Origin of the sequence: Gemmobacter lanyuensis (assembly GCF_014652355.1) — a bacterium.
GTDB lineage: Bacteria > Pseudomonadota > Alphaproteobacteria > Rhodobacterales > Rhodobacteraceae > Gemmobacter > Gemmobacter lanyuensis.
In genome coordinates, this window is sequence record NZ_BMYQ01000015.1 from 1 (window position 1) to 22,101 (window position 22,101).

26 protein-coding genes are annotated in these 22,101 nt (G+C 64.6%); 15 read left to right on the forward strand and 11 right to left on the reverse strand.

Going from position 1 to position 22,101, the window contains the following annotated elements; translation table 11 throughout:
- Window positions 1–168: 168 nt before the first annotated feature.
- From IE101_RS16985 to IE101_RS17005, 5 genes are read left to right on the forward strand one after another with little or no spacing between them, the layout of a single operon-like run.
- Window positions 169–1,128 carry a sugar-binding transcriptional regulator gene (locus IE101_RS16985; protein ID WP_229804267.1) on the forward strand — a complete coding sequence of 320 codons (960 nt, stop codon included), beginning with the start codon at window positions 169–171 and terminating at the stop codon, window positions 1,126–1,128.
- On the forward strand, window positions 1,125–1,823 hold the full coding sequence (locus IE101_RS16990) for an HAD family hydrolase (RefSeq protein ID WP_189635047.1): 699 nt from the start codon (window positions 1,125–1,127) through the stop codon (window positions 1,821–1,823). Before IE101_RS16985 ends, IE101_RS16990 begins: the two co-directional genes overlap by 4 nt.
- A 50-nt stretch (window positions 1,824–1,873) precedes the next feature.
- The gene (locus IE101_RS16995; protein WP_189635048.1) at window positions 1,874–2,224 is read left to right on the forward strand and encodes an ArsR/SmtB family transcription factor; all 351 of its coding nucleotides are present in this window, start codon (window positions 1,874–1,876) and stop codon (window positions 2,222–2,224) included.
- A complete protein-coding gene (locus tag IE101_RS17000; RefSeq protein WP_189635139.1) occupies window positions 2,214–2,690 on the forward strand; it encodes an SRPBCC family protein in 477 nt (158 codons plus the stop codon). The genes IE101_RS16995 and IE101_RS17000 overlap by 11 nt, the downstream gene beginning before the upstream one ends.
- On the forward strand, window positions 2,687–3,559 hold the full coding sequence (locus IE101_RS17005) for an SRPBCC domain-containing protein (RefSeq protein ID WP_189635049.1): 873 nt from the start codon (window positions 2,687–2,689) through the stop codon (window positions 3,557–3,559). Before IE101_RS17000 ends, IE101_RS17005 begins: the two co-directional genes overlap by 4 nt.
- 4 nt (window positions 3,560–3,563) lie before the next feature.
- Here the strand turns inward: IE101_RS17005 and IE101_RS17010 are convergent, their stop codons facing one another.
- Window positions 3,564–4,133, reverse strand: coding sequence for a response regulator (locus IE101_RS17010; protein ID WP_189635050.1), 570 nt, complete (start codon window positions 4,131–4,133; stop codon window positions 3,564–3,566).
- Window positions 4,134–4,381: 248 nt separating this feature from the next.
- On the opposite strand from IE101_RS17010, the gene IE101_RS17015 reads away from it, so the two are divergent.
- On the forward strand, window positions 4,382–5,494 hold the full coding sequence (locus tag IE101_RS17015; protein WP_189635051.1) for a sugar phosphate nucleotidyltransferase: 1,113 nt from the start codon (window positions 4,382–4,384) through the stop codon (window positions 5,492–5,494).
- Window position 5,495: 1 nt separating this feature from the next.
- Window positions 5,496–7,553 (forward strand): glycogen debranching protein GlgX, encoded by a 2,058-nt coding sequence (gene glgX, locus IE101_RS17020; protein ID WP_189635052.1) that lies wholly within the window; start codon window positions 5,496–5,498, stop codon window positions 7,551–7,553.
- Window positions 7,554–7,616: 63 nt separating this feature from the next.
- On the opposite strand, the gene IE101_RS17025 is transcribed toward glgX, so the two are convergent.
- Window positions 7,617–8,606 (reverse strand): hypothetical protein, encoded by a 990-nt coding sequence (locus IE101_RS17025; protein WP_189635053.1) that lies wholly within the window; start codon window positions 8,604–8,606, stop codon window positions 7,617–7,619.
- Between the two features lie 258 nt (window positions 8,607–8,864).
- On the opposite strand from IE101_RS17025, the gene IE101_RS17030 reads away from it, so the two are divergent.
- Complete coding sequence (locus IE101_RS17030) at window positions 8,865–9,830, forward strand: TIGR03885 family FMN-dependent LLM class oxidoreductase (RefSeq protein WP_189635054.1); 966 nt, start codon at window positions 8,865–8,867, stop codon at window positions 9,828–9,830.
- Here the strand turns inward: IE101_RS17030 and IE101_RS17035 are convergent.
- The 6 genes from IE101_RS17035 to IE101_RS17060 form a co-directional block, all read right to left on the reverse strand.
- A complete protein-coding gene (locus IE101_RS17035) occupies window positions 9,827–10,441 on the reverse strand; it encodes a cysteine hydrolase family protein (protein WP_229804270.1) in 615 nt (204 codons plus the stop codon). The two genes, IE101_RS17030 and IE101_RS17035, sit on opposite strands and share 4 nt — an antisense overlap.
- Before the next feature lie 6 nt (window positions 10,442–10,447).
- A complete protein-coding gene (katE, locus tag IE101_RS17040; RefSeq protein ID WP_189635055.1) occupies window positions 10,448–12,730 on the reverse strand; it encodes a catalase in 2,283 nt (760 codons plus the stop codon).
- A 125-nt stretch (window positions 12,731–12,855) separates the two neighbouring features.
- Window positions 12,856–13,704: a PRC-barrel domain-containing protein gene (locus IE101_RS17045; protein ID WP_189635056.1), complete on the reverse strand. Its 849-nt coding sequence runs from the start codon at window positions 13,702–13,704 to the stop codon at window positions 12,856–12,858.
- A gap of 158 nt (window positions 13,705–13,862) precedes the next feature.
- Window positions 13,863–14,369, reverse strand: coding sequence for a ferritin-like domain-containing protein (locus tag IE101_RS17050; protein WP_189635057.1), 507 nt, complete (start codon window positions 14,367–14,369; stop codon window positions 13,863–13,865).
- A gap of 94 nt (window positions 14,370–14,463) precedes the next feature.
- Window positions 14,464–15,204 carry a hypothetical protein gene (locus tag IE101_RS17055; RefSeq protein ID WP_189635058.1) on the reverse strand — a complete coding sequence of 247 codons (741 nt, stop codon included), beginning with the start codon at window positions 15,202–15,204 and terminating at the stop codon, window positions 14,464–14,466.
- 218 nt (window positions 15,205–15,422) lie between these two features.
- Window positions 15,423–15,821 carry a hypothetical protein gene (locus IE101_RS17060; protein WP_189635059.1) on the reverse strand — a complete coding sequence of 133 codons (399 nt, stop codon included), beginning with the start codon at window positions 15,819–15,821 and terminating at the stop codon, window positions 15,423–15,425.
- A 134-nt stretch (window positions 15,822–15,955) separates the two neighbouring features.
- Between IE101_RS17060 and IE101_RS17065 the strand changes: the two genes are divergently transcribed.
- Together IE101_RS17065 and IE101_RS17070 are read left to right on the forward strand one after the other, a co-directional pair.
- The gene (locus tag IE101_RS17065) at window positions 15,956–16,636 is read left to right on the forward strand and encodes a DUF421 domain-containing protein (RefSeq protein WP_189635060.1); all 681 of its coding nucleotides are present in this window, start codon (window positions 15,956–15,958) and stop codon (window positions 16,634–16,636) included.
- Between the two features lie 66 nt (window positions 16,637–16,702).
- Window positions 16,703–16,972, forward strand: a complete 270-nt coding sequence (locus tag IE101_RS17070; RefSeq protein ID WP_189635061.1) for a hypothetical protein — start codon at window positions 16,703–16,705, stop codon at window positions 16,970–16,972.
- A gap of 104 nt (window positions 16,973–17,076) precedes the next feature.
- On the opposite strand, the gene IE101_RS17075 is transcribed toward IE101_RS17070, so the two are convergent.
- Window positions 17,077–17,667 (reverse strand): hypothetical protein, encoded by a 591-nt coding sequence (locus IE101_RS17075; RefSeq protein WP_189635062.1) that lies wholly within the window; start codon window positions 17,665–17,667, stop codon window positions 17,077–17,079.
- A 14-nt stretch (window positions 17,668–17,681) separates the two neighbouring features.
- Window positions 17,682–18,206, reverse strand: coding sequence for a hypothetical protein (locus IE101_RS17080; protein WP_189635063.1), 525 nt, complete (start codon window positions 18,204–18,206; stop codon window positions 17,682–17,684).
- 180 nt (window positions 18,207–18,386) lie between these two features.
- Here IE101_RS17080 and IE101_RS17085 point away from each other — a divergent pair, with 180 nt between their 5' ends.
- The 5 genes from IE101_RS17085 to IE101_RS17105 all read left to right on the forward strand — a co-directional run bounded on the left by IE101_RS17085 (window position 18,387) and on the right by IE101_RS17105 (window position 21,026).
- Window positions 18,387–19,205, forward strand: coding sequence for a BON domain-containing protein (locus tag IE101_RS17085; protein WP_229804271.1), 819 nt, complete (start codon window positions 18,387–18,389; stop codon window positions 19,203–19,205).
- Window positions 19,206–19,323: 118 nt separating this feature from the next.
- The gene (locus IE101_RS17090; RefSeq protein WP_189635064.1) at window positions 19,324–19,563 is read left to right on the forward strand and encodes a hypothetical protein; all 240 of its coding nucleotides are present in this window, start codon (window positions 19,324–19,326) and stop codon (window positions 19,561–19,563) included.
- Window positions 19,564–19,636: 73 nt separating this feature from the next.
- Window positions 19,637–20,179 carry a sigma-70 family RNA polymerase sigma factor gene (locus tag IE101_RS17095; protein ID WP_189635065.1) on the forward strand — a complete coding sequence of 181 codons (543 nt, stop codon included), beginning with the start codon at window positions 19,637–19,639 and terminating at the stop codon, window positions 20,177–20,179.
- 70 nt (window positions 20,180–20,249) lie between these two features.
- Entirely contained in the window at window positions 20,250–20,765 is a 516-nt protein-coding gene (locus IE101_RS17100; RefSeq protein WP_229804272.1) for a superoxide dismutase family protein, read from the forward strand.
- 60 nt (window positions 20,766–20,825) lie between these two features.
- Window positions 20,826–21,026 carry a DUF2934 domain-containing protein gene (locus IE101_RS17105; RefSeq protein ID WP_189635066.1) on the forward strand — a complete coding sequence of 67 codons (201 nt, stop codon included), beginning with the start codon at window positions 20,826–20,828 and terminating at the stop codon, window positions 21,024–21,026.
- Here IE101_RS17105 and IE101_RS17110 read toward each other — a convergent pair whose 3' ends face one another.
- Entirely contained in the window at window positions 21,027–22,097 is a 1,071-nt protein-coding gene (locus IE101_RS17110; protein ID WP_189635067.1) for an NAD-dependent epimerase/dehydratase family protein, read from the reverse strand.
- Window positions 22,098–22,101: the final 4 nt, after the last annotated feature.

Below are 22,101 nucleotides of genomic sequence, written 5' to 3' on the forward strand. Positions count from 1 at the left end.
CTGAAACGCCGACACCCGAAAAACCAAAAAACAGGGAATAACTGTCGAAGTCCGGATACAAATGTTTTTGATGATTCACAACTGTAAAATGCAGATGTAAATTTGGATTTGCATTTGTATTAGGTTAAGGTGAGTCGACGGCAGCAACCGGCCCTGTGGAGATGTGACATGACGATGGGTACCACCGAGGAAAGCGAAGCCTTCCTCACCGAGGTTTGCTGGCATTACTACGTGAACGAACTTACCCAGTCCGAGGTGGCGCGGGCGATGGGGGTCACACGGCTGCGGGTGAACCGGGCGCTGCAAGAGGCGCGGGCGGCGGGCATCGTGCGGGTCGAGATCACCTCACCCTTCCTGGCCCGGATCGAAATGCAGGAAGAGCTGCGCCAGAAGCTGAACCTGGATGAGGTGATCTGCGCCCCGGCCAATCCCGAGGCGCATGATTACCATATGCCCGCGGGCGCAGCGCTGGCCGCCTGGCTTGAACCCGGCCTGCGTGAGGGGCGCTGGCGGTCCATCGGCGTGTCCTGGGGGATGACGCTGAAAAACGCCTTCCTGCGGCTGCCCCGCATGACCTTGCCGGGGGTTGAGATCGTGTCGATGATCGGCGGCACCTCGCAGGGGGGCAGCTTCAACTCGTTCGGGATCGCCTCGGGGTTCGCGGACAAGCTGGGAGCCAGCTATTCGCTGTTCTCGGCGCCGATCTATCTTTCGCCTGGCACCGACAAGGCGGGGTTCCTGTCCGAGGGGGTCTTCAAGACGCATCTCAGGAAGCTGGAAAAACTGGATCTGGCGGTGCTGGTGGTCGGCGATGTGACCGACAAGTCCTTTCTGGTGTCGATGGGGCTGCCTTCGGGGATCACGGCTGACGACCTGCGCGCGGCTGGGGCGGTGGGTGACGTGCTGGGCCATTTCCTGACCGTCGACGGGGTCGAGGTCGATCATCCCATCAACCGCTGTGCGATCGGGCTTGATCTGGATTCGCTGTCGCAGGTGCCTCAATGCGTGCTGGCCGCCGCCGGGGCGCATAAGGTAGAGGCGATCATTGCCAGCTGTCGGCGTGGCGTGGTGGACACGCTGATCACCGACGACGTCACGGGCCATTTGATCCTGGATAAGCTGGGATGATCCGGCTGGTCATTTTCGATTTCGACGGCGTCATTGCCGACAGCGAATCCATCGCGCTGGAGGAGCTGGGTCGGATTTTGGCCGAACACGGACTGCTGATGGACCAGCCCACGCTGATGGACCGGTTCCTGGGTGCCTCGCTTGCCTCAATCGTCGCGGTGCTGCAGGCAGAAACCGGTCAAGTGGTGGGTGACGCGTTCCGCCGCACATGGCACGATCGGCTTTTTGCCCGCTACCGTCGCGAATTGCTGCCGGTGCCGGGGATCGTCGGGCTGCTTGATGCGCTGGATGCCGCAGGGATCGACTATTGTATCGCATCGGGCAGTTCGCCCGGTCGTTTGGCCTTGGCACTGGATTGTCTCGGCCTTGCGGCGCGCTTTGCCAGGCGAGCCTTCAGCGCCGAGGAAGTGCCCATGGGCAAGCCCGCACCGGACCTGATGTTCCATGCCGCAGCCCGACGTGGCGTGCCGCCTGCGGACTGCCTTGTGGTCGAAGATGCGGTGGCGGGCGTCCGTGCGGCGCGTGCGGCGGGCATGCGCGTGATCGGCTTTCTGGGGGGCAGCCATCTGGCGCAGTCGCAAGACCGACAGGGACGCGCGTTGATTGCCCATGGCGCCGAGGCGCTGGTCCTTTCGCATGCCGCGCTGGCCCTGAGGATCGGCCTGAGCGAGAGCGGCCAGAAAAAACTTAGCTGATCGGCAAAGTTTTCCTTGCCCGGCATCTCGGCCCGCGTATAGTTAGCTGTATGGCTAAGCATGAGCCCGATCTTTCGCTGATCTTTCACGCGCTCTCCGATCCGACGCGGCGCATGATGCTGGCGCGTCTGGCCCAGGGGCCGGCGCCTGTGACGGAACTTGCCGCGCCGACCGGCCTGCGCCTGCCCACCGTGCTGCGCCATCTTGCGGTGCTGGAAGAGGCGGGTCTGATCTCGACGGCAAAGGACGGTCGTGTCCGATCCTGCGTCATTATCCCCGAGGCATTGGCCCCGGTTCAGACATGGCTCGATGCGCAGCGTCACATTTGGGAGGTGCGCCTCGACCGCTTTGACGATTATGTCATGACCCTGATGAAGGAACGCGCCAATGATGACCCTTGATCTCGATCCTGAAACCGACCTGAGCTTTACCCGCCTGCTTGCCGTCCCGCGGGCGCTGGTCTGGGAATGCTGGACCCGTCCCGAACATATCCCGCATTTCTTTATCCCCGCGCCGAACAAGGTGACGGCGGTTGATCTGGACCTGCGGGTCGGTGGGCGCTTCAATACGGTCTTTGACGTGGACGGGCAGCAGATGGACAACCGCGGCGTCTACCTTGAGGTCGTGTCGCAGGAACGGCTTGTCTTTACCGATGCCTATACCGAGGGCTGGAAACCCGTGCCCGAGCCTTTCATGACGGCCATCCTTCTGCTGTCGGATGCGCCCGAAGGCGGTACCACCTATACTGCCATCGCCCGTCACCGGACCCCCGAGACGCGCAAGGCCCATGCCGACATGGGATTTTTTGAGGGTTGGGGTACGGTCGCAACCCAGCTTGAAAGCTATGCCAAGGGCTTGATCCGATGACCGCGTTTGCCACGCTGACCTTTGACCGCCAGATTGCGGCCCCGCCCGAAACGGTCTGGCAGGTCTGGACTGCGCCGGCCGCCCGTGCGGTCTGGGCCGCGCCCACAGCCGATACAGCTGTCGAGGTGCTGGAGACCGATCCCCGCCGGGGTGGCCGCGAAATCTCGCTCTGTCATGCGCCGGGGGGTGAAACCTATCGTTGCGAGGTGACATGGCTGGATCTGCAACCCGCCTTGCGCAGCAGCTGCGCCGAGGTGGTGTCGAGCGAGGGCCAGACCCTGTCCACCGCCCTTGTGACGGCAGAGCTGGCGCCCGCGCCAGCGGGCACCGACCTGCGGGTGACGGTGCAGCTTGCCTCGGTCGGTCAGGACATGCAGGCGGGCTATCGTGAGGGGTTCGAAGCAGGAGTGACAGGCTTGGCACAGGTTGCCGAGCGCAGCATGGTGATCCAGCGCCGCATCCGGGCACCGCGCCATCTGGTCTGGGGGGCCTGGGTCAATTCGGAACGGTTGCCGCAATGGTGGGGACCGGACGGGTTTTCCTGCCGGACAACGCGGATCGACCTGCGCAGCGGGGGCGAATGGGTTTTTGACATGATCGCACCCGATGGGACGGTCTTTCCCAATCACCACCGCTACTCCGAAATCTCTCCGCAGGATCGGATCTGTTATACCCTGCATTGGGGAGAGAACGGCCCCAAACATGCCGATGCCTGGGCGAGTTTCGAAGATACCGAGGACGGAACGCTTGTAACCCTCGGGATGGTGTTTTCGACTGCCGGGGAATACGCCGAGGCGCGGGGCTTTGGCGCGGTCGAGCTTGGCCTGCAGACGCTTGGCAAACTGGCGCGCGCCGCCGGGGCCGACTGAGCGGTCAGTTCAAAAGGTCGCGGCCGCGATCCTGCAGGGCCTGCGCCATCAGGGCATGCAGCCAGGCCGCGACCGACGACACCTGCGACAGCGGGCGCGGATGATCGAGCGCCAGCTGCAGCGCCGCTTCGACAAGGCGGTCGGCGGCATTGGCATCGGCCATCATCAGGCGGGCGGAAAGGCGCAGCCAGGGCAGCATCGCCTCGATCGTCAATTCGGCGCGGCCCAGTTCCTGCAGCACGACTTCCAGCGTCTCATTCCCCGCCACCGGTTTTTCCAGCCGATGCACATCAGCAAAGCGCAGGGGGATCTGTGACAGGTCCAGCGCGGAATAGAAGACGAACGGGACCCGCGACCGGCGCAGCTGATCGGCAAGATCGAAAACCTGCTCGCCCCGAAGATCGAGGCCCAGGATCGCCAGATCGGCCCCCGGTGCCTGCCGTTCGGCGGCCGCCAATGTCAGGCACGGACCCAGCACGATGGCCCTAGCGCTTCGGAAATGTTCTGCAAGCTGCTGCGCCGACAGAAGGTTGTCTTCGGCGATGAGAATACGCCGGCCAGCCAGTTGCTGCATCCGTCGTTCCTTTCCGTTCAAAGGGCGGGGCGCGGTCAACCTGCGGCCCCCGGTGAAGCAAATATCTTTGGGCAGATGGTGACGCTGGCAATATGGGCCGGTGGGGGTGAAACCACAACCTTTGGGTGATCCGGGCGGCTGGTTTCCGCGTATATGCGCTCTTCGTTTTCTGCGCCTGCGCTGTGGCGATGCTGCGGGAACAAAATGGCCGGTGGGCGATTACCTCTTTGTCGCAAAGGAGGCATCGCATGCAATCGCAGACTTCCCCTACCTTCTGTGTTCTACTCGCCGGTGGCCAAGGGTCGAGGTTGCATGAGCTGACCGCGATGGATTGCAAGCCGGCTGTTCCCTTTGCCGGGGCCCGGCTGGTGGATTTCACCATGGCCAATGCGGCGCGGTCGGGGCTTCGGCAGATGCTGGTCGCCCTACAGTATCGCCCCCAGCTTTTGGCCCGCCATCTGCGGGCGGTCTGGGGGCCGCAATTCCCCGCAGGGCTGGCGCTGTACGACGGGATGTCGGTGCAGCCGGGGGGCTATCGGGGCACTGCCGATGCCGTGCGGGCGCATCTGCCCGATCTGACCGCCAGCGGCGCGGATGAGGTTCTCGTCCTATCGGCTGATCATGTCTATCAGATGGATTACCGCGCCATGCTGCATCGCCACCGCGAAAGCGGCGCAAAGCTGACGGTCGCGGTGGATGAAATCCCCTTGGCGCAGGCCGGGCGTTTCGGCGTTTTGACCGCGGATGCGGCAGGGCGTGTCACGGCCTTTGACGAAAAGCCGCGCCATCCCCAGCCCATTGCCGACCGCCCCACCCATGCGCTGGTCAGCATGGGGATCTATGTGATCGACCGGCTCTGGCTGAGTGACCTGCTCCGTCGTACCGACATGGATGACTTCGGTCAGGACGTCCTGCCCGAGGCGGTGGCGCAGGGGGTGGTGCAGGTTCATCGCACCGGGGCCGACTTTTACTGGCGCGATGTGGGCACGCTGGACAGTTACCGACTGGCCCAGCTGGATTTTCTTGCGACCGGAACACCGCCCCTTCTTGTGCCCGCCTCTGCACATCTGCCGGGGCGCGAGGTGCGCCGTGCGGCCGGGCAGGGGAATGTCCTTTTGCCCGGGGCGCATCTGGGGCGGCGGGCACGGGTGCGTCAGACCATTCTGGCGCCCGGCGCGATGATCCCCGACGGGATGGTCATCGGTGAGGATCCCGACGAAGACCGCCGCTGGTTCCGTGTGACTCCTGGTGGAACAGTGCTGGTCACGCAGTCCATGTTGGCCCGGCGACGCGCCGAACAGCAGCGGCCCTGCCAGCTGCCTTTCTATCCGTTGTCCACGGCGCAAACGCAGGGAAGCTGAAATGGATGGCACCCATCTGCCCCGCAGCTTTGATCGGGCGCGCAGTTCCAACCATACCATCGGCGCAGAATACGACGGGGAGGGCACGAATTTCGCGCTCTTCTCCGATCATGCCGAACGGGTGGAGCTGGTGCTTTTTGATGACAGCGGCACCCATCAGACCTTTTCCGCCGATCTGCCGGATATGGCGGGCGGCATCTGGCATGGCTATCTGCGGGGAGTCGGGCCCGGAACGCGATACGGCTATCGCGTCCATGGTCCTTGGGCGCCGGAAGAGGGCCACCGCTTCAACCCGGCCAAGCTGCTGCTTGATCCCAATGCCCGCGAAATCAGCGGCGATCTGATCTGGGACGATGCTCTGTTCGGATATGTCATCGGGCAGGATGATCTGACGCGCGATGCCCGGGACAGTGCACCCTTCATGCCGAAATCGGTGGTCAGTGATCCGACCTTCGACTGGGAGGCCGACCGCGCCCTGTGCCACCCCTGGGAACAGACCGTGATCTACGAGGCGCATCTGCGCGGCCTGACCATGCTTCACCCCGATGTGCCCGAGGCTGCGCGCGGCACCTTTTCCGGACTGGGGTCCGATGCGGTGATTGCCCATCTGAAAGACCTTGGGGTCACGACGGTCGAGCTTTTGCCGGTTCATGCCTTTGTGCAGGATCGCCATCTGCTGCAAAAGGGGCTGCGGAATTATTGGGGCTATAATACGCTTTCCTTCTTTGCCCCGCATGCGGCCTATCTGAGAACGGGTCAGGTGCGCGAGATGAAGGCTGCGATCAAGCGGCTGCATGCTGCCGGAATCGAGGTGATCCTCGATGTGGTCTACAACCACACCGCCGAGGGCAATGAACAGGGGCCGACCCTATCGTTCCGGGGGATCGACAATGCCTCATACTATATGCTGATGCCGGAGCGGCGCTATTGCTATGATCCGACGGGCACGGGAAACGGCCTTGATCTTGCACATCCGATGGTCATGCGGATGGTGCTTGATAGTCTGCGTTACTGGGTGCAGGCCATGCATGTCGACGGATTCCGCTTTGATCTGGCCTCGACCCTCGGGCGGGGGCCGACAGGGTTCGACCAGCGCGCGGCCTTCTTCGCAACCGTCCTGCAAGACCCGGTGCTGAGCCGCGTCAAACTGATCGCGGAACCCTGGGATATCGGCACCGGCGGGTATCAGCTTGGGGGCTTTCCCTGGCCGTTCCGCGAATGGAACGACAAGTGCCGTGATGATCTGCGCAAGTTCTGGCGCGGGGACCAGGGCATGGTGCCCCGCCTGTCGCAGCGGCTGGCGGGGTCGCCGGTCCAATTCGACCATTCCCACCGCCCCGCGACCAGTTCCGTGAATTTCATCGCCGCCCATGACGGGTTCACCCTGTGGGATCTGCTGTCTTATGACGCGCCCCGCAATGCGGCCAATGGTGAAGATGGTGCCGATGGTCACGGGGCGAATTACTCCGACAGCATGGGGGTCGAAGGCGAAACCGACGATGCGGATCTGACTGCGCGTCGGCTGCGTCGGGCCAAGGCCATGCTGGCAACGCTGGTGCTGTCACAGGGGGTACCGATGGTGCAGGCAGGCGATGAATTCGGCCGCAGTCAGGATGGCAACAACAATGCCTACTGCCAGGATAACGACATCAGTTGGCTGCATTGGGACAGGATGCGCCATGAGCTTGTCGCCGCGCTGCGGGATCTGCTGGCCTTCCGGGCCGGGGCAGGCGAAAGCCTGGCGCATCCGCGCTTTGGCCGCGATGATGACGAAGGTCGCCCCAAGCTCCGCTGGCTTCATCCCAGAGGCGAGGGCATGTCCGAGGCCGACTGGCAGGACGAGGCGCTGCATCTTTTGGGGCTGGAGCTTGATCACCCGCAGCGCGGCCGCATCCTGATGCTGTTCAATGCGGCCGGCGATGCCGAATTTGCCCTGCCTGCGGGCGACTGGCAGCATGTGATCGACACGGCGGCCGATCCCGTGTCCTGTGATGCCACCTTTGCAGGAACCCTGTTCCTGCCGCGGCAAAGCGTTCAGGTCTTGCTGTCCCGGCTCTGATTGCGGTGGACAAACGGAAAGGGCGCATCCCGCAAGGGATGCGCCCTTTGCCTTACCTATCGGTCAGACGCGGTAGCTGAAGCCGGAATAAAACCGCCCCTGATCGCGGTGCCGCCCGCCCCGCACGGCGCCCGCGGTACTGGCCGCTGCCGCCGCAAGCGCCGCTGCCGTCAGGATGAACGCCGTAAGTATTGTGCCGATCCGCGCCGTTTCTGCCGCATCGCGGGCCTTCACCTCGGCCTCTTCGGCCTTGCGCTGCATGTCGCTGCGCAGGCTCTGGGCGGCGGTGATCGCTTCATTCGCGCGGGTTTCGGCCTCGGGCCTCGACAGACCGGTCAGTCGGCTGGTGGCGGCGACCAGCCACAGGCGGTCGGGTTCGGTGATCTGTCCTGTGGCTGCGGTCCGCGCAAGAATGGCTGCGCTTTGCCGGGCAAGCTCGCGCCGGTCGGTAGTCGCTGCAGGTTCGGTCGTGGGTGGCGTGTCTTGGGCCAGATCCGGGCGCAAAAGCTGATCGCTGATCCAGTCAATCGCCGCTTCGCCATCGTCGCCGTCCAGGGTGGCCGCTGCGCCCTGTGCCGCCGCGCCCAGTGCATTGCCCGCGGCCTCGACCACGCCGCTTGCCGCCCCGCCGACCGCCTGACCGGCCGTGGTGGCCGCAGTGCCCAGGGCCCCGGCAGCCATCCAGGCGGTGACAAGAATGCCCAGCCCCCAGACAACAAGGCCATTCACCCCGTCGCGGGCCATGATCTCGTCCGTCGAGGCGGTGTCACCCCGGCGGCGCATCCGTCCGGCGACATATCCGCCCACCAGATAGCTGGCCATGGTGCTGATCACCAGCCAGAGCCCCGTCAGGATGACACCCACATCGAACGATCCTTCCCCACGTTCGGCGGAAATGGCCGACAGCCCCAGCGCCGCACCAAAGGGCACGGCAAGACTTGCAAGCGCGGTTGCGATGACAGCCCCTGCCAGAATGGCCGCCCAATCCACGTAAGGGGCGGTTTGCGCCGAACCCGGCACGATTGTTTTGGTCACTGTTTCGCTGCGTTCCATCTGTCTTGCTCCTCAGCGGATGCCAAGGAAGGACAGAAGCGCAAGCACGACCACGACAAGGCCGACCAGATAAATGATGCTGTGCATGACGATCCTCCGGATATTGAAAGGGCCATGCTTCAGGGCACGACCACCCGGTTCAAACCGTGGTAACGCGGAATTGTTCCGGTGGAACAGATTGTTCCTTTCTGGGTTCAGGTCATTTGCGCGCCGGGGACGGCCCGGTCTGCGCACGCCCCCTTTCAGACAGGAACGACCATGGCCCGCATCGGTTATCATGCCTCGCAGGAACAGTTTTCGCCCCGCGATCTGCTTGAACTTCTTTGCCTGGCAGAGGAGGCAGGTTTTGAGGCCGCCAAATCTTCGGACCATTTTCATCCCTGGTCTGCGGCGCAGGGCCAGTCGGGCTTTGCCTGGAGCTGGATGGGCGCCGCATTGCAGGCCTGTCGTCTGCCCATGGGGCTGATCACCGCACCGGGCTGGCGCTATCACCCGGCCCTTGTGGCACAGGCCGCCGCCACGCTGGCCCAGATGTTTCCCGGACGTTTCTGGCTTGCGCTTGGCAGCGGCGAGGCGATCAACGAGGCCATCCTTGGCCGCTATTGGCCTGACAAGCCCGAACGCAATGCCCGGCTGCGGGAATGTGTCGCCATCATCCGCGCCCTGCTGGCCGGTGAGGAAGTGACCCACCGTGGCCGCGTCACCGTGGTCGAGGCGCGGCTCTGGACACTGCCGGACCAGCCGGTTCCGCTTTTTGGGGCTGCCGTGACGCCTGAAACGGCGGCCGAAGTCGGGGCTTGGGCGGACGGTTTGCTGACCGTGGGCGGGACGCCCGATCAGGTGGCCGCGGTGGTCGATGCCTTCCGGGAGGCGGGGGGGGCGGGCAAGCCCGTCCATATCCAGCACGCCCTGTCATGGGACCAGACAGAAGCCGCTGCCCTGTCGCAGGCCCGCGACCAATGGGCCCCTGTTCTGGCAGGGGGCGAGGTGAACTGGGACCTGCGCCGCCCGGCCGATTTCGATCGGCTGGGCGCATTGGTCAGCGACGATCACCTGCGCATGGCGCTTGCGATTTCCGCTGATCCGGGCTGGCACGCCGCACGGATCGCCGCATTGGCCGAAATCGGGGATGTCGTCCACCTGCATTGCGTCGGCCGCAATCAGCGGGCCTTTCTGGAGGTCTTCGGCCGCGCTGTCCTGCCGGATCTTCGGCTCCCGGCCTAGGGGCGGGGCCAGTCAGCCAGCACCTCGGCCGTGGTGGCCAGCTCGATCTGCGTGTCGAAGCGCCGGGCATAGAGCATCATCAACGCATCATGCGTTTCATCCGACGCGCTGCATAGCGCATCGCTGACAAGGATCACCCGAAAGCCGCGATCCACGGCGCCAAGGACCGTGGCCAGCACGCATTGATCTGTCTCTCCCCCGCTGACGATCAGGGTATCGACCCGGCCGCGTCCGATCATTCGATCCAGATCGGGCGCGAACCAGGGAGAGTAGACCATCTTGTCCACGATCCGCGCCGGGGGCACGAACGCATCAAGCGGCGGCGCGAGGTTCAGCGCCGCATCCGGCAGATGGCTGCGGGTGACCCGCTCCCACTTGCGGTAATAGCGCTGCCAGCTGCCCGGCAGGTCGCTGGCGGTCAGGGGCGGAATGAAGCGGGTAAAGATGGTCCGTGCCGGATCATGGCCCACAAGGGCCGTGACCGCGGGCAGGATCCGCTGGAACCAGGCCATGGACCAGGTGTATCCGGGGCCGAACAGGCGCTGCATGTCGACACAGAGATGCAGGCAGTCCGGACCCGGCGGGCCATGGCGCAGGCCGTGCAGCATCATCGGGCGTCAGCTTTTGATCACAAGGGTCCGGGTCCATTGCCGCAGCTTGCGGCAGGCCCGCAGAAAATCGCCCGCATTGGTGCCGTCGAGCGGGATCATCCCGTCATCGGCCCCAGTCTGAATGCCCTGCGACACCAGCAGAGGTGTGGCCCCCGGTGTAAAGCCCATGATCTTGCAATGGGCGAAAGCGTCGCTCACGAAATCGCGGGCGGGCAGACTTTTGGCCAGCATCGCCGCGCCATCGGCATCCAGCAGCAGCGCCACCGCATCAAAGAGAACCGACGGCGCGCCGTCGATCATGTGATGGGCCGGGATCATGGTCCCATCCGCCGCCCGCGCCCCGCCGACTTTGGGGGCGATGATTTCCACGACCGCGCCTTCCGCCTGAAATGTGGCCTGCAGATCGTGCAGGAGGGCCGTTTCGATCCCGTCGCAGACCAGCACGCCCAGCTTGCGCCCGGCAAAGTTCATCGGCCCATTGGCCAGAATGCTCAGCGCGGGCGACAGCGGCAGATCCTGTGCGGGCAGGGCGGCATCGGCCGGATGTGGCATGCTGTCGATGCCCAGCTTTTCTGCCACCATTTCGGCCATGGCACGGTCGATCTGCATCAGATGGGCCACCATCCTGATCCGGATCATGGGCATTTCGCATTTCGACAGCTCGAAGGTGAGGGCGTCGATGATATGGCGCTGTTCGATTGGCGTCTGGCTGCGGTAGAACTGTCGGGCCTGACTGTAGTGGTCGGCAAAGCTTTCGGGGCGCAGGCGTTGCTTCGGCCCGGTCGGCTCGGTCGCGTGGCTGCGGTGACCGCGCCTCGGGTCTTCGCGCGGGCCACGGCCCCAGGAATTGGGCTGGTAATTCACCCGACCCCGCGGGTTGTGCATCGCCATGTGGCCATCCTGCTGGAAATGCGCGAAGGGGCATTTCGGCGCATTGATGGGCAGATGCGTGAAATTGGGGCTGCCCAACCGTTTGAGCTGTGTGTCGAGATAGGAAAAGTTGCGCCCCTGCAGCAGCGGATCATCGGAAAAATCGATGCCGGGCGGCACATTCTGCGTCATGAAGGCGATCTGTTCGGTTTCCGCGAAAAAGTTGTCCGGCATCCGGTCCAGCACCATCCGCCCCACCGGGAGGGGGGGTAAGATCTCTTCCGGGATGAGCTTCGTGGGGTCCAGAACGTCGAAATCGAAGCTGTCGGCAAAGTCCTGATCAAAAAGCTGCATCTGCAGTTCCCATTCGGGGAAATTCCCGCTCTGGATTGCCGACCAAAGATCGCGGCGGTGGAAATCGGGGTCTGCGCCATTGATCTTGACGGCCTCATTCCACAGGACCGATTGCAGGCCCAGCTTGGGTTTCCACAGGAATTTCACGAAGGTCGACCGATCTTCGGCATCCACCAGCCGGAACGTGTGAACCCCGAAACCTTCCATGAAGCGGAAGGATCGCGGAATGGCTCGGTCGGACATGATCCACATGATCATATGCATCGATTCCGGCGTCAGCGAGATGAAATCCCAGAAATTGTCATGTGCCGATTGCGCCTGCGGGAAGGCGCGGTCGGGTTCAGGCTTTACCGCATGGACCATGTCGGGAAACTTGATCGCATCCTGGATAAAGAAAACCGGAATATTGTTGCCGACCAGATCCCAGTTTCCTTCACGCGTGTAAAATTTGACCGCAAAGCCCCGCACATCCCGCGCCAGATCAAATGAGCCTTTGGACCCCGCGACCGTTGAAAAGCGCACAAAGACCGGGGTGATTTCGCCCGACCGTTGGAAGATGTCCGCGCGGGTCAGATGCGAAAGGTTCTGGTACGTCTCAAAATAGCCATGCGCACCATAGCCGCGGGCATGGACCACCCGTTCAGGGATGCGTTCGTGGTCAAAGTGAAAAAGCTTTTCGCGAAAATGGAAATCCTCGATTAGCGCCGGGCCGCGGGCACCAACCTTCAGGCTGTTCTGGTCGTCGGCGACCGGGGTGCCCTGCGCCGTGGTCAGAACGTCCTGATCGGTGGCGGTCTGGTGCCATTCGCCCCCGGCCCCGCGCGTAAGTGTCTGGTCGTGGACCCGGGCCTCTTGCGACGTTGGCGTCAGCCGTCCGACCTCGGGGGCGGGGGGAATGCTGCCCGGCTGCTTGGTGTTGGTATCGGGGCGGTGATCCGGATCAATGCGGTGGCGCCCTGCCGGGTCGATCTGCTGCTGGCGCTGGTCGATCACACGGGGGGCCACTTGGCGCAGGTTCTCGGGGCTTTCAGTGTTGCTTGCATCGCTGTCACGTTCATATGCCATTTGCAGATCCGCCTTATGCTGGGGCCATCGGCGATGCCCGCCGGACTGCGGCCCTGTTCGCTCAACAGGATGCCAGCGCCGGGGACGGCGCTGGCAGGAACCCCCGGGCTGGGCCCGGCTTCGGGTCAGTTCTCGGCCGGGCTGGTTGCGGTGCCGAGGGTCGAGGGATCCTCGGCCGCATAGGTGGGAAGTGCCTCGAGCTGTTCGCGCGTCCAGGGCAGGTAAACCCGGGTTTCGCTGTCGCTGCGATAGATCTGCAGGTCGGCAATCGGCACGGCCACGCGGTGTTCGCCCATACCCAGGAAACCGCCGATATCAAGAACGGCATGGGTCGCGTTTCCGGCCGTTTCGGTGGTCGCCCCTTCGGTGACGCCCGTGGTGCCGGCGGTCATATCGGTTGACGTGCCAGCGGTTCCATCGGTGGTCGTGGTGGTATCGGCCCCCGGGACCGGGTCGCCCGCGCTATCGGTGCCGGTCGTGCCGGTCGCATCAGGGGTCTGGGCGGTGCTGTCGGTATCCATCGTGCCGGTGGCATTGTCGGTGCCGGTCGTTGCCGTGCCCTCTTGTGTCAGGGTGCCGTCGGCCGGGGCATCACCCGCAGTGCCGGTTGCCGTGTCGGTCGCAGTGCCGGTCGAGGTGTCCGACATGCTGCCTGTCGTCGCATCTGCGCCCGTTGCCGCGGGGGCGCTGCCGCCCGATACAGCCTTGTCGAGTACAAGGTCATGGACCGTGCCGATGGCATCCCCTGCGGTGTCATAGATGGTTGCACCCAGCAGGTCTTCGGCGGTCAGCGCCATGTCCTGCCGCTCAAACCCCTCGGGGGCGGTGATGGTCGGCGCGGTGGTCCCGTCCATGGTTGTGGTGCCCGTTTCCGCGGTTCCAGTTTCCGAGGTCCCGGTCTCGCTCGTCTGTGCAATCGCACCGGCCACGCCCAGTCCGGTGGCAAGAATGGTGGTCAAAAGCAAGTTTTTCATGACTTTGATCTCCGTTTCAGTGTCGTCTGTGGTGGCGACAAGGGATTTCCAAAAGCTGCCCCTAGCCCACCGCGCAGATCCTGCGGTGGAGGGGCCAGAATGGCGGCCAGATTTCAGGAAGCGTCGAGGGCCCCGGCCGCCTGACCCGAATGCCCCGGTCAGCGACCGGCGGGCAGATCGGCCGCATCGCGCGCAAGGAAGGCCCGCGTCGTTTCATCCATATGGTCGAACAGCCAGTCGGCCATGTTCTGTTCCTCGACCATGCTTTTCTCGAACAGGCTGACGGCGTCGGCATCACCCAGTTGGCGCGCCGTGGCGATCAGCACCTTGTAGGCGATGATCTCCATATGTTCGAAAGTGTAGCTGGCCATGCCACCCTTCACGACTTCGTCCTCGGCAAACATGCCGCTCAGGGCCTGGCCCGTGGCGGCCATCTTGCCCATCGCATCCATCACCATCGAGGTTCCGGCCGCGCGGCTGTCCAGAAGCCCGCGCAGCACCGCCGCCTGTTCCTGCGTTTCCGCGATATGCTGTTCGATGCGCGCGCTGAGGTCGGGATAATGCTCAAGCCGCGAAAGCATCCCTTTCATCATCGTAAGCGCTTGTTCCTCCATGGCATGGGCATCGCGCAGCCAAGCGATGTAGTGATTGCGGAGTTCGTCCATTGACTGTTCCTTCGGGCAAGCATCGCGCGGGGCGACAAGAAAGACGGGAAGCGGAGGGCAGGGGCGCAAAGCGCCGCTGCCCCCTTTTGCCCCCTCACCGGCGGCGGTTTTCCCAGCCGCGGCGCGAGGCCTCGGAATGACCTTCCGAGTCCCCGAACCAGCCGCCTTGGCCATGGTCGCGGCCATAATCATCGTCACGACCGCGCCCGCGCGACGACCGGCGGTCATCGTCCTCATACCGGCTGGACGACCGGCTACCCGACCCGCGATCATCGTCACGGCGGTTTTCCCAACCGCGGCGCGAGGCTTCGGAATGGCCTTCCGGATCGCCGAACCATCCGCCTTGACCATGATCGCGGCTATAATCGTCGCCCCGCCCGCGCGACGACCGGCGGTCATCATCGTCATAGCGGCTGGACGAACGCCCACCGGACCCGCGGTCATCCTCGCGGCGGTGTTCCCAGCCCCGGCGCGAAGCCTCGGAATGGCCTTCATAATCGCCGAACCATCCGCCTTGACCATGATCGCGGCTATAATCGTCGCCCCGCCCGCGCGACGACCGGCGGTCATCGTCATCGTAGCGGCCCATCGAACGGCTGCCGCGCCCGCGGTCTTCGTCCTCATAGCGCCCGCGCTGATCGCGGTCGTCATATCCCCCGCGGCCCGAGCGTCCGCGCCCGCCGCTGTCCTCATCGCTCATGAAGCGGCCGCGCGAATCCCGTTCGCGGTCGTTGCTGCCCGAGCTGCCACCGGACCGGCTGCTGCCGCGACGATCATCATCGCTGACAAAGCGACCGCGCGAGTCGCGTTCGGGCATGTCATTGTATCTGGGCATGTTTTCCTCCTCAGGAAATGGCGGTCTCAGAGGCGCCCGGGCCGAATGCCGGGGCCTTGCGGGTGGACCCTCTGGGCCCCGATGCGGGGCCAGGATCAGGGGTCCGTATGGGCATGCCGTCTGGGGCATGTGGTCGTTTCAACAGGCGGCGGGCGGGGATGTTCCGGGCTTTCTGCCGCATTTGCGACCGGTCGGCGGAAACTGCCGTGCGGTGGGCCTCAGCAGTCGTTGCCCTTGTCGATCCGGCCGGGGTGCTGGCGGTCTTCGCACATGGCGCTATCCGGGTTGCGCCCCCGTGGAATGGCGGGGCTGTCGGTCCCCTGGGCCGTGGCATGGCGCGCCACCTCGGCGGGGGTGACGCGCCGTTCTTCGCGCGTCGGCCCCGGTGCGGTTGGCCCGCGTTCGGCATCCTGTTCGGCGCGGCTGGTTGCTTCCCAGGCGCGGCTTCCGAAAAACCCCTCCTCGGCAGCGCCCTGCACATTTTCGGGGGGCTGCGGGTTTCCCTTGCGAAACTCGGCCGGTGTGTGGGGCGATCCTTCGTGATCGTCCTGCGCGTTCTGGCGCGGGGTCGACAGGGGGGCGCGTTTCTCGGCGGCGGGTTTGGGTTCGTTGGGCATGATGGCCTCCTGGGACATGGCTTTCAGCATCCAATCCGCCGATGGGGGGGAATGTTCCGCGCCAAGCGCGCTAGCGGGAACATTCGCCGCCGACGCGGCGTTTCCCCGGGTCCTTCCCAAAACCAGAGGTTGCCATGGAAACGGTCGTGCCCTTTGATCTGCAGCGCATGGTGCTGGGCGATCAGCCCCCCCTGTTTCTGGCCGAGATCCTGTTCCGAATTGCCGTGATCTGGCCCTGGACGATGCTCTTGTTGCGCTGGATCGGGGGGCGCAGCATCTCGCAGCTGTCGCTGGTCGAATTTTTGCTGGTCATCGCGCTGGGATCGGCGGTGGGGGACAGCCTGTTCTATCCGGACGTTCCTCTTGTGCATGCGATGCTGGTGATTTTCGTGATCATTGCCATCGACAAGCTGGTTGATCAGGCGATCCGCCTGTTCCGTCCGGCCAAGGGCATTTTTGATGGCCAGCCGGTCGAGGTGCTGCGCGACGGTGTCATCCACATGTCTGCGCGCGGCACACGCCAGATCGGCAATCTGGAGTTGATGGAACTTTTGCGGTTGAAAGGGGTCGAAAACCTTGGATCGGTCCGATGTGCCTATATGGAAACTTCGGGCGCGCTGTCGGTTTTTGCTGCTGATCCACCGCAGCCCGGCCTTCGCATCGTGCCGCCGGTCGAATGCGTGCCGGCCGATTGCAGCCCGGATCAGGCCCGTTGCTGTGTCAATTGCGGGCAAATGGATGACGCCGCGTCCCACTGTCCGAATTGCGGCACGGACGGTTGGGCCCCCGCGATCGCAGCCCCCAAATACCGCTGATACAAAGCCCTGCTGGCAGGAACATTCCGCCCCGCGACCGGGTTCATCCCGGTCAGAGGCAATGGATTGGATGTCGACATGATTCCCTGGCTTCGTGTGTTCCTGGTCGCGATCTGGGTCGCGTCCATCGCGGGCGCAGCCCTGATTTTCGGTCTGGCGATGGGGTTTTATTCCAGCACGACCTTTTTCTGGTCTGGGGTGGCAGGTCTGGTCATCGGCTTGCCCGCAGCCCTTGCTAACTGGGTATGGCTGCGCCCGCGTCGGGCCGGTCAGGCAGGTTGGAATGGTGGTCTGTTCCGCTGGTTGCGTGATCATTCCTATTGGCGCCGCGCCTGACGCCAAGATGCCCTAAAAAGCGATGCCATAAAAAAGGCCAGCCCCGCGGCTGGCCTTTTCCGATGTCCGCAGAGGCCGTGCCCTCTGGGCACGGCCTCTCGTCCTCACATCGGCGGCGGGGTCCGCAGGCGCGCCTGACGTTCGGTCAGCGCATCGTCATAGCGCCAGCCATCGCTTTCAAAGCGGCTACGCAGGTCGCCGAACCCGACCGACGCCACCTGATCAAGCGTCGCCGTAACCGTTGGGCGCAGCTCTTCGGGAAAGCGCACCGTCAGGGCCACATTGCCACGCCGCATAGCTTCGTCAAAGACCGGCGCATCTTCATCGCTGATGCCAAGGTCGGTCAGTGCCCCGATGGTGCCGCCAACCACGGCGCCCCCGACCGCCCCGACCGCCGTCGCAGCCAGCCAGCCCGCTGCGACCAGCGGGCCGATCCCCGGAATGGCGATCATGCCCAGACCCGCCAGAAGCCCGGCGCCGCCGCCAGCGACAGCCCCGACCCCGGCCCCGGTCGCCGCGCCGGATGTTTCGGCGTCGGTCGCATCCATCGTCGAATCGTAGGTGTCGTAATGGGAGCGGAGGCGTTCATCCCCCAGCATCCCCACCTCGATGCGCGGGTTGTTCAACGCCTGGAGCGCCGACCGCGCCCGAGCGGCTGCGGTAAAGTCTTCATATACGCGTGTGATGACAGCCATGTTCTGTTCCATCCTCAGTTCGTTGCGGGGGTGGTGACGACGTTGCCCTTGTAGTCGATGGCAACCGAGACGGCTTTGCCACCAACCATGCCGGTGCCGCGCCAGATGCCCTGGTCATCCTTGGTCAGCGCCGAAACATCCGTGACATTCCAGGCAATTGCGCGTTCCTGCGCCTGTTCTTCGGTGAAGCTGTTCGCCCCTTCGAAGGGCGCCCCGGCTTCAGGCGTGTCCTCGGCCCAGGCCGGGGCGTTGCAGAGCTGCAGGAACTGGTCACGATCCAGTCCGTCAGACCCGGCGGCGACCCCGTCCACCGAGGCGCGGGCATGGTCACGCGGGGATTCCGCCTCGCTCAGATAGCCGTTGGCATCGGCATCCAGCGTGGTGAATTCACCTTCGCAATCGGGGGCCGTGCCCGCCATTGTTGTGCTGTCTGCGGTCGCGGCATCCGGGGCTGCGGGCAGGGTGCTGTCTTGCGCCAAGACCGCGGAAGGGGCGGCCAGTGTCGCCAGAAGCAGGTAAGCCAAGCTCTTGTTCGGCATGTGTAATCTCCTGAACAGAAGGGGATGGGACGGCGGGTTCAACTGGCGTGCCGCGCAAATGTTCCGCTGCGGATGCATTGCCACGCGGCTTTTGGGGCGGGAACATTGCGGCCCAAGGTCGGTTTGACGGTCTGATCGCGGCATGGAGCTGCGGTCACCCGCAACGACAAGGAGAGTGTCATGGCGAACAGATCGGATGACCGGAACGAATATCCGCAGGGCCGCTGGTCATCGCGCCGCGGCGACGAGCCGCGCATGTCGGACCGTTACCGCGAGGACGATGACGAGCGCGACTATCGCTTCGGGGACCGTGGCCGCGACGAGCGGCGCATGTGGGATCAGGACGAAGATCGCGGTCGCGATTGGCAGAGCCGGGAAGGCCAAAGCCGTGACGGCCAAGGTGGCGACCGGCAGAACCGCGGCTGGCAGGGTGGCAGCCGTGAAATGGGCGATATGCGCCGTCGCGAATGGGACCCCGGCAATTACGGCGGTCTTGATCGCGAGCGTGGCCCCGGCCAGTCGGGAGGCGGTTCCTATGGGTATGGCATGTCGGGCGGCTTGCGTGGCAGCCAGTCGGCGGGGTCGTCTTATGGCGGTTGGGATGCTGATCCCTGGTCATCGGGCGGTCGCTTTGCGGGCGGGATGGGGCAGGGCGCAGGTTTGCAGCCGCAGCGCGAAGCCGGACCCCACCGCGGCAAGGGGCCAAAGGGCTATACCCGGTCGGATGACCGCATCCGCGAAGATGTGAGCGACCGTCTCAGCGACGACGACATGATCGACGCTTCCGAAATTTCCATCGAGGTTTCGGGCGGCGAGGTATCGCTGGAAGGTACGGTTTCCTCGCGGGAAGCCCGCCGGGCTGCGGAGGACTGTGTCGAACGCTGCTCGGGTGTGACCCATGTGCAGAACAATCTGCGGGTCCGCGATTCTGCGGGGACAGGCAGCACCGGCCAGTCGGGCCAGAACACTGCCCAGAAAGCCCGGACCAAAGAAAACTGAACGGTCGGCCGGGCTGCCCGCGCGGCCCGGCCCCACCCAATCACGCGAAAGAGGCTATGTTCCCGGGCGCTTGTCGCGTAAGATCGGATCTGTGACTTACAGATCTGGACCAAAGCGCATGAACAACTCGGTCATTCCTTTTCCCGAGGAACCCTCAGACCGAGCTTCGGAGGAGGAGGCCCGCCTTCGAGCGGCCGCGCAGGCCCTGCTGGATGCCGTGGCCGCAGAACCCGTCCCCGACCGCCTGCGCCACCTTGCGGCAGAGCTGGGTCGCGCGCTCGAGGAACAGCGGCGCGCGCAAACCGCGCCGAAGCCGACAGATGACGTCCCGGGCAGCGACAACTCGCCCATAGGGTGAAAAACCGGGAACCGTTTTTCTGCCCCACCGTTTTGTTTTGCAAACTTCGGCACCAGGGGGAGGGAGACCGGGCATGTCCACGGCGCATGAGAGTGACCCACAGCAACCTGCCAATACCACCGACGAACTGATCGAGATGATCCCCGCGCTGCGCATATATGCGCGCAATCTGATGCGGGGGACGGATGAGGTGGATGACCTTGTCCAGGAAACCTTGATGAAGGCTTTGGCAAATGTCTCGAGCTTTCAGCCGGGAACCAATTTGCGGGCCTGGCTTTTCACCATCATGCGGAATTCTTTCCTGACCCGCGTCGTCAAGCGCACGCGCGAACCCGTGGGCAATGCCGATTGCGTGTCGGGGACTCTCGTCTCTTTTCCCAAGCACGACGCCCATATCGCGGGCAACCGGGTCATGGCCGCAATCGAGCGTCTGCCCCCCCAATACCGCGAGGCGCTGATCCTCGTGTTTCTGATGGGGGAAAGCTATCAGGATGTGGCCGAGATCTGCGGCTGCGCCATCGGCACCGTAAAAAGCCGTATCAACCGGGCCCGCCATATGGTGATCGAGGATCTGGGTGCGACCCGCTTAGACGACCTCATCGCCGCAAACTACTGACGTAACTGCCGCAGGGGAACAAAGCGCGCGCCCGACGGTTTGCCTGTCATGCAACCAGAAGGATGATCCGATGTTCCGTTTCCTGAAGGCCCCTTGCGTGGCCTTTTCCCTATGTGCCGCTGGCGTCGCCACGGCCCAGGACAGCCCCGCCGCCCAAGCCAGCTTCCTTGACCTCAAGGGCCAGCCAATCGGGACGGCGAAAGTTGACAGCACCCAGGGCGGCGTTCTGATCGCGCTGGAGGTGACGGGCCTTCCCGCCAGCAGCTGGGTTGCTTTTCACGTCCATGAAAGCGGAACCTGCGATCCTGCCGCGCATTACGAAACCGCGGGTGGCCACTTCAACCCGTCCGGCACGGAACATGGTTTCCGCTCCACCACAGGTCCCCATGCCGGGGACATGCCGAATATCTGGGTAGATGCCGAAGGCCGGGCCAAGGCGGAGCTCTTCAATCCTTTCGTGGTCCTGACAGAGGGCGAGACCCTGATCCGCGGTCGGGCGCTGATGATCCACGCCGGGGCAGATGATCACGTGACCCAACCCAGTGGCGGTGCCGGGGACCGTCTGGCCTGCGCTGTGATCGAATGAGGCATGCGGCGCGATGTCCGATGTCACCCCGCCGTCGACATTACCAATTGGAGCAAGCTGATGCAGCACGATGACGACACTGTCCGCCTGCGGGCCTATGAAATCTGGGAACAGAGCGGTCGCCCCCACGGTCTGCATGAACACCACTGGTTGCAGGCCCAGTCCGAGCTTGTCGGGCTGATCCCGCCGACGCCGATGCTGCCCGACGTGATCCGCCCGCCCCTTGCCGCCGCGCGGCGGCGGACGCGGGCGAGCCTTTGATCAGACCGTGGCTGCACCCGGCCCCACAAGCTGGCCCTGCATGGCCAGCTTGTGCAATCGGGCGGCCTGGGTGTCTTCGACGGCATTGTCCCGCACCCACATGGCCAATTCGCCTAGCGAATTTTCGATCGGATGTTCGACGGTAAAGCCCAGATCACGTGCCGCCGCATCGGGCATGCCGACCAGATGCCGCGCCGCGCCCGTTTCGGTGACGCCGAGCGGGCGGGGATCGAGGTCATAGCGGAACGCGGCTGTAGTGATCAGCCGGGCGACCTCGTCGCTGCGCAGACCGCGCCCCGAGGCGATATTCAGGATCTGGGTCGGCGTCGTTTGATGTTCCACCGCCAGGCGAAGCGCCCGCGCCGCATCGCGCACATGCAGCCAGTCGCGGATCTGACCGCCATCTTCCGCCACGCTGGGGGGGCTGCCGGCGGCGACTTCGGCCATCATGCGTCCAATTGCGCCGGGCAGGGGGTGTGCGCTTTCATGGGGCGGGCCGAACAGCGCCCCCATCCGCAGAATGCGGATCTGCCGCCCCGGCGCCGAGGCCCAGTCCCGCACCATCGCCTCACGTGCGAGGGCGACTTGCCCGCGCCGTCCCGTCGGATCGGGGGCTGTGCTTTCGGGGGTGGGCAGGGGCAGCAGCGGCTGGCCGTCCTGCCCGGTCACCTCCCAGCGGCCCGCCTCCAGATCGGCGGCGCGACGGCGAGGCACCAGCATCCGGCCCGCGCCATCGGCATAAAGCCCTTCACCATAAACCTCGAGCGTGGATTCCAGCACGAGCCGGGCCGTCCCTGCCTCTGCCATGGCAGCCAGAAGTCGCGGGGTCAGAGGATCGGGCCGGTCGGGGCACAGCAGATGCACCACCACCTCGACCTCGGCCAGAACCGTCGTCAGCACGGCGGGGTCTTCCATCAGCCCCGGCACCAGCACCGCTGCCGCGGGCAGATAATCGGGGCGGTTTGGGGTGTCCTGTTCTTCGATCAGCACGCGATGGCCCATCAGCAGCAAGCTGTCGGCCAGATGTCGCCCCAGAAAGCCGCACCCTGCGGTCACAAACACGCCTGTCATGGAA